General features: G+C 44.6%; 6 protein-coding genes. 2 read left to right on the forward strand and 4 right to left on the reverse strand.

Annotation, left to right across the window (positions count from 1 at the left end; genetic code table 11):
- On the forward strand, positions 1-735 hold a 735-nt coding region (locus tag A3757_RS04290), incomplete at its 5' end, for a glycosyltransferase (protein WP_068739214.1).
- A gap of 38 nt (positions 736-773) precedes the next feature.
- Positions 774-1484, forward strand: a complete 711-nt coding sequence (locus A3757_RS04295; protein WP_068510247.1) for a 3-deoxy-D-manno-octulosonic acid kinase — start codon at positions 774-776, stop codon at positions 1482-1484.
- A gap of 15 nt (positions 1485-1499) precedes the next feature.
- Here A3757_RS04295 and A3757_RS04300 read toward each other — a convergent pair whose 3' ends face one another.
- The 4 genes from A3757_RS04300 to A3757_RS04315 all read right to left on the reverse strand — a co-directional run bounded on the left by A3757_RS04300 (position 1500) and on the right by A3757_RS04315 (position 7135).
- A complete protein-coding gene (locus A3757_RS04300; protein WP_068510241.1) occupies positions 1500-2402 on the reverse strand; it encodes a lysophospholipid acyltransferase family protein in 903 nt (300 codons plus the stop codon).
- Between the two features lie 73 nt (positions 2403-2475).
- Positions 2476-5433: a bifunctional [glutamate--ammonia ligase]-adenylyl-L-tyrosine phosphorylase/[glutamate--ammonia-ligase] adenylyltransferase gene (gene glnE / locus A3757_RS04305; RefSeq protein WP_082865324.1), complete on the reverse strand. Its 2958-nt coding sequence runs from the start codon at positions 5431-5433 to the stop codon at positions 2476-2478.
- A 94-nt stretch (positions 5434-5527) separates the two neighbouring features.
- Entirely contained in the window at positions 5528-6139 is a 612-nt protein-coding gene (locus tag A3757_RS04310; protein WP_068510239.1) for a CYTH domain-containing protein, read from the reverse strand.
- Between the two features lie 93 nt (positions 6140-6232).
- Positions 6233-7135, reverse strand: a complete 903-nt coding sequence (locus tag A3757_RS04315; protein ID WP_068510236.1) for a porin — start codon at positions 7133-7135, stop codon at positions 6233-6235.
- Positions 7136-7571 lie beyond the last annotated feature (436 nt).

Here is a 7571-nt window from a genome sequence, read left to right on the forward strand (position 1 = left end):
ATGCTTAGAAGCCAGCATGTGATCGCTGTTTCTAAGTTTGTACAACAGCATATAGAAGAGGTCTACCCCACCTTCAACACTAAGACCAAGCTGATTTTTCGCGGCATCGACCTGGATAGGTTTGAGCTGGAAGAAGCTCAGCTCGCTGCGAAACAGCTCAAGACAGCATGGTCAGTCCCTGAGGGGAAAAACATTATCATGCTGCCTGGAAGGCTAACTCGAATTAAAGGCCATCAAGTACTAATAGAAGCACTGGCTAAATTGCCCCATCGTAACTTTTACTGCTTGTTCGTTGGCGACGAGCCTGGAAAAGATGCATATAAACAAGAACTGGAAGCCTTGATCGCTGAAAAAGGTTTGCAAGCTCACGTCAAGTTAACCGGAAACTTCGACAACATGCCAGCAGCCTATGCGCTGGCTGATCTGGTAATTTCAGCCTCCGTCAAGCCGGAATCCTTCGGTCGTACTGCCTGCGAAGCTCAAGTGATGCAACGCATGGTAGTTGCTACAAACCACGGAGGTAGTCAGGAGACAATCTCCCCTCCCTATAAAAGCCTGATGTGTAAACCTCGCGACTCCAGTTCTATGGCGGCGGCTATTGAACGAGCCCTGGCATACAGTAAAGACGAACGCACAAGGCAAGGCATTGAAGCGGCAGCCTTCGTCAAAGAAAACTTCTCTCTTTCACAAATGTGCCGAGACACCATCGCCCTGTATGAATTAGAATTGTCTTAGCTAGAACGCCACCCAAACGATTCAAGGAACTTGAAATCATGCCGAATATAGAGTCCTCTCAAAACGGCCAGCATTATTGGCTCTATGATAGTGAATGTTTTTCGGACATATCCAGCGAGCTCTTTGAATCAGGCTATTGGAAAAAGCTCAATGCCGTTAATGGACAAGAGTCTGGACGTGGAACAACCTGGTTTATCCAACACAAGTCTCATTCACTGGTGTTAAGACATTATCTGCGCGGCGGCATGATGAGTAAAATCAGCAACGACCACTACCTTTTTAAAGGCTGGCAAAAGAGTCGTTCTGTCAGTGAGTTCAATATCTTGAGTTTACTCAATCAACAAAACTTGCCGGTTCCCAAGCCTGCTGCCGCACAGGTAGTCAAAAGAGGCCTATATTATCAGGCAGACTTACTGACACACCGCATTCCTAATGCACAAGACTTACTGCAAGTACTCAAACAAGTACAAAGCAAAGACTTCTATTTCACATTAGGCGCTTTAATCGCAAGATTCCACAAAGCGGGTGTTTATCATGCTGACCTGAACATTCAAAACATTTTGCAAGATGAAGAGGGCTTATTTTGGCTCATCGACTTTGATCGCGCCAAAATGTTAAAGCCAAAGCATGCCTGGAAAAGCAGTAATCTGAAGCGCTTAAAACGCAGCTTTGAAAAGGAAGTAACAAGGCATGGGATAAAGTGGACTCACAATGACTGGAATTATTTGATTGAAGGCTATTCTCAATAGCAGCGTTAAACCAATCTATGGGTTAAGCTTACTATAAGCCTTACGCCCGTCTATCGTCATCCCTTTAAAGCGTTTGTACTCCCATTGGTATTGTTCGGGATGACTTTCGATACATGCTTCAACTGAGCGATTCAATGCCGCGACGGATGTAGCGATATCGTCACTATATATCTCAGGATCAGCTGGTTTGAACACCATATCAAAACCATCCCCTTTGGGACGGCGAATCGCACACAAGCTCACGACTTCACAGCCAGTGCGGCCAATCAAGCGAGATACAAGCTTTACCGTATTAGCCTCTATTCCCATAAAAGGAGCATTAACACCGCCCGTTCCGCCTGGCACCTGGTCTGGCAGAATACCAACCATCCCCTGATCCGAGAGGATAGAAAACAAACGAATAACGCCCCGCCTATTGGTTGGCACTAACTCAGAACCATGACGACCTCGCACCGAAGACATATATTCTTCCAAGGCTTTTATTTTAGGCGGTTTGTATAGAGCAGCCATCGGTCGAAGCGTTGATAAATACAAACCAACTAGCTCCCAATTTCCATGATGAGGCGCCAATACAATCGCTCCTTTACCCTTTTCAAATATCGCGTCAAGGTGCTCTTTACCTTCAACCGAGCGAATTAAATTCAAAGTCTTTTCAGTGGGCCATTCCCACATCACTCCAAATTCGGCAAATAACATACCGGTTTCAAGTAGACTGCGCCGTGTTAGCTCTCTCTGGTCGCTTTCTGATAGCTCGGGATAACAATGCGAGATATTTTCTTTGGTGACACGTGTGGTCTCGGAGTCGCCCATCCATAGAATCCGACCAATAAAACGACCGAGAGCCTGGGCTTTGCTTAAACCAAGGCTCGCTAAGAATTTAAGGATATAGACTACTAATTTGGCTCTAAAAGCTTCCATTATTCACTACTTGATAATTAATCACGGTGCTAATTTTAGAGCATTAAGCCAGGAAAATCTTGCTTAAATATCACTAGGCCACGAAGACTTTTTGCCAAATCTCCGTTACCTTGCTGCATGTTTCAGCATAATCAGCGATCGTTGTTTTATCCGCCTCATCAGCCAAGCTATTTCGATGCAAACCAGAACGCAGCTCCCGATAGGATGCACTCAGTACGGATAAATCAATGCCTTCAAAACAATCCAGCTTCTCTAAAACCTCTAATATGCGAATATTATCGGTCCAGTCCATCAAGCTAGAATCTTGGTGCGCGAAGTTCAACACGCCAAACTGGGTGATAAATTCGATATCCACCAGACCACCATCACCTTGCTTGATACTTCCCGCTTTGGCGGCAGCCTTCATTTTTTCGCGCATAGCTTTAACTTCTGCCCTAAGCTCAGCTTCATCTCTGGGTGCTGCCAGTATGTCTCGTCGAACCAGATTAAAATTTTCGATAAGCTTTGGGTCACCCGCAATACCACGCGCCCTAACTAAAGCTTGATGTTCCCATGTCCAAGCATCATTTTGCTGATACTTTTTGAACGCAGCTAGCGACGACACCAACATTCCAGAATTGCCCGAGGGACGCAAACGCATGTCTGACTCATACAGCATTCCTTGCGTTGTCTGAGCTGACAGAATATGAATTATTCTCTGCCCTAGACGCATATAAAATACCTGATTATCAATCGACTTTGGCCCCGATGTCACGCCATAGTCATCAGCGTCATAGAGAAAGACCATATCCAGGTCAGAGCTATAACCTAACTCCAAGCCACCTAGCTTCCCGTAACCAATTGCGGCAAAACCTTCGCCAGCAATCCCTTTCTCGTCACTGCTTAAACCACTTGGCACACCGTGTTTAACGACTAGATTATGCCATGCGATGGCTAAAGACTCTTCCAGAAGGACTTCGGCCAACCATGTTAAGTAATCACTTACTTTCATTAAAGGCAAGTGTCCACCTAACTCCGATGCAGCCACACGCAACATATGAGATTGTTTGAAAGTTCGTAGGCAGTTCATTTGAGTTTCCAGATCATCCTCTGGAATTCTCAACATTTGCTGCCTTAGCTCATCTTGTAATTGCTCTCGATTCGGTGGATGGAATAGACTTCGGGCATCCAGCAACTCATCAAGAATAACCGGACTTTTAGCAATATGTTCAGACACCCACGGGCTTTCTGAACATAAGCGGCACAACTGCTTAAGCGCTCCTGTATTCTCATACAATAGAACAAAGTAAACTGAGCGACCCAGTATCGAACTAACAAGCCCCAGCATGCGCGCCAATGTAAGCGACGGCTTATTGGTTTCAGCAGCTTCATCCAGCAATAGGGGCAGAAAAGTCTCAAAACGCTGCCGTGCTTCTGGTGACATCAAGGTAAACAAGCGATGCTCTCGTAACTGTTCCAAATCACTAACACTCTGTGCAGGCGACTCATAACCTGCCTCTTGGAACATTGGCTGCAAAAGCTGTGAACGCTCTTCAGCCAGCCAAGCTGCCAACCAAGCCCTTCCTGCTTCCTCCTGATCACCATCTTCTTCAGGGTCATGCAGAAAATCGGCAAAGCATTGACTCACCGCTGAACGATGCTCATTCAGCTCTGCCTCTAAACTTGGCCAGTCTGAATAGCTCATCGACCAAGCAATACGCTGACGGCTCTCTTCTGATTCTGGAATTAACTGGGTTTGTTGGTCTGCCAAGCCTTGTATCGCATGCTCCAAATTACGCAATAGTCGATAGGCAAGTAATAAAGTATCGACCCATTCCGAGGGTAAATATTCATTTTCTTGCAATGTACGATAAACGCTTACCAAGCCCTGCTGCTGGAGGCGTTCGTCTCGGCCACCATGAATCAATTGGCAGGCCTGGGCAATAAATTCGATCTCTCGAATGCCGCCATCACCCAGCTTAATATTTTGCTCTCCACCTTTGCGGTGCATTTCAGCCATAATCATACGCTTCATATCGCGCAAGGCTTGCACAGAGGTAAAATCAGCATACTTGCGGTAAACAAAAGGGCTAATAATATCCATTAAGGCCGCGCTGGCTTCAGGGTTTGCGTCGGCATTAACGATACGCGCCTTGATCATGGCATAACGTTCCCACTCCCGTCCCTGGTTGTGATAGTAGTCTTCAAAGGAAGCGAAGTTCATCGCCAATGCGCCACTATCACCATAAGGCCGCAAGCGCATATCGACACGGAATACGAAACCCTCAGAGGTCATGGCATCCAAAGCATTGATGAGCCTTTGCCCCAGGCGCGTGAAGAAGAGCTGGTTTTCAATTGGCTTTTTGGCGTGATCGGTCTCACCAGATTCAGGATAGGCAAAAATCAGGTCGATATCGGAAGATACATTTAATTCATAAGCGCCATGTTTGCCCATCGCCAACACCAGCATGTGCTGAGGGATAGGTGCACCGCCCTCTTTTGCTCTAGAAAAAGGGGTGCCATAACGCTCGCAAAGCTGTTTGTATAAGACATCCAAAGCAACTTCAACCGCTGCATCGGCCAAAGCACTTACGTCCGAAAGTGTTTCTTCCAGCTCTACCAAGCTTAAGAGATCGCGCCACATAAGCCGCGTCATTTCATAGCGACGAAATACTCGCAGAACTGACATCAATTCAGCTTCATCATTGACTGCTTTACAGCGTGAACTTAAATCGCGCTTATATTGCCCTTCCAACTTTGAAGTAAACAGTGCTGAATCGCTGCCCGACCACTCATGCAACCATTCAGGGTACTTTAAACTGGACTCTCTAACATAGTCGCTGCGCGACCATACATCCAAAATGCTCTGAATAAAGTCTTTTGACCAAGGGCATTCGAGCGTTTCCCAGCGAATATCTTCCAAACATGCTTCGCCAACATAATAAGCACTCAACTCTTGCCAGGCGTTACGTAGACTTGCTTGAATAAACCCCGGAAACTGATTAATTACATTCTCAACTTGGGTACCGATTGCGATGTTAGCACTGCTCATATAGATAGCTCTCAATTTTCGATATTGTTATCTGAGAAAAGTAACGCAGCGAGCATGTCAGCTCAATGCGCTTGATCAAGTATGTCTGAAATACTTAGCTCGCTGCCAATAAAGAATAGCCTCTCTCGGCTTTACTCGTGTCAGACGCTTTCAAGTGAATAGCTTGCCCCAATACGGCTGCCAAACTTTTTAGCGCTTCAACCTCACCCGACATTAGCTCTAGCTCAATTTCTTTGATTGGCAGACACTTACCTTTTGACAACACCTCGCCCTGGTCAAAAGCTAATTCAATTTCGCTACCCTGCCATTCAATTAATACCTGATGCCTAACAAAGTTCGTCTCAAACACCGCATTTAAACTTTCCAAATTCATTCCTTCCGGCCAAACATCCAAGCCCTCTAGAAGTGAAATATCTAGCTTGTTATCCGCCAATTCCCATTCCCATTCACCACGTTCACTTAGACCGCTTACCGACTTCCCCTTGGTCTTCAAGGTTTGAATAAAAGCATCGCCTTTTTTCCGAACCCGCAAAGCCATTCGATGCTGGTTCAATATCTTATCAGGCGTATCATAGTAAATATTCTGCAAAGGCTTTCGCTGCAACTCAAGCACAAACCCCTGATTGCTCAAACACGCTTCCAAGCTCTCAAGCACAGCAAGACTTTCACCCACAACACTAAGTTTTAGTTCAATTTCTTTCGGCACAAAACACCTTATCGTTTGATTTACATAAATTTCAGGCAAAAAAAAGCCGGTGAAAGTCACCGGCTTTTTAGAGCTTAGTTCTAAACTTACAACTTAGAAGCTGTAGTTAGCGCCGATAGCTAGTACGTCAACATCCGCACCATCAACACCACCAAGGTCAGTAGACGTTGTGTATTCTAGAGCTACAAACAAATGATCTGTTACATTATGAAGAGCTTGAAGCGCAATTGTCGCTTCGTCTTCTGCACCATCATAAGACTTCATACCATAACCTAGAGCAAACTGGTTCTGACCCATTGTGTACATGCCCTGCAAACCAATGTAATCAACTGTATCTGACATGCTTTCGTAACCAAGCATTACAGTAATATCATCCATTGAGTAAGTAGCACCTAAACCAATAGTATCTTCTGCTTCAACACCAGCTTCTTCGCGACCCATAGAGTATGCAAAAGCAAGTTCAAGGTTATCCATAGCGTATTTAGCAGCTAAAGCACCAGCGAATACAGAGCTGCTTTCAACTGGCAAAGTTACACCAACAGTTAAACCGTCAGCAATCTCAGGAGAAACATATTGTAGGTTCTCAACTTCGCTATCTGCAGCCAATTCGCCTTCTAAGCCAACAAACTCAGAAGTGTCTGTTACGTCTACCCACTCATATACTGTGTCATCAACACCGTATTGAACAGAACCGAAGTCACCTTTAACACCAACATAGATTTCATCAGACTGGTTGATACCAGCTGTAGTTTCGTCTGCGTCGAATTCAAATTCTACTTTAGCAAAAGCAGTTACGCCTTCAGAAACCATGTGAGAGTGAGTCAAACCAAAAGTAGAGTCACTATCCATTACAGCGTTGGCAGTATTTCCGTCAGCATCTGCATGTACATATGCAACATCGATATCACCGTAGAATTCAATACCTTTATCTGCTGCCATTACACCAGTAGATAGAGTAGCTGCTGCTACAGCTGAAGCGATCAGGGTCTTTTTCATTTCGTCTTCCTTTTTTCTGTTAAAATTTTAATGAGAGTCAGGCTCATCCTGGAATCTCGTTAAATATACTTAGCGATTAAATTATTATTAGTTATGCCGTTAATACAGCACCGTTAATACAGCACAGTCTTCCGGCCGCCTATATTATTTATAAAATATGTCAGAAATGTGTCAAAAATCAATTCTTCAGACATGTTCCCAACATAAGTTTCATCTTATATCTGCCAATTACTTAACAAATTAAAATGTGTTTTATCTTTCCTATCAACATATTAAGACAAGTTTGAGCACTAAGGCACGTTACAGCTTGTTAAGGTTTAGACCTGAATGATCTAGATCAAAAACACCCAAGCCTTATTTAATGCCAAGCAAAACTTACTTCACTTTTATATGCGTCATTGCACTTGCAATAAAGATATACCAGTCATTCTCTAGT

The sequence above is a fragment of the Oleiphilus sp. HI0117 genome (genome assembly GCF_001635235.1).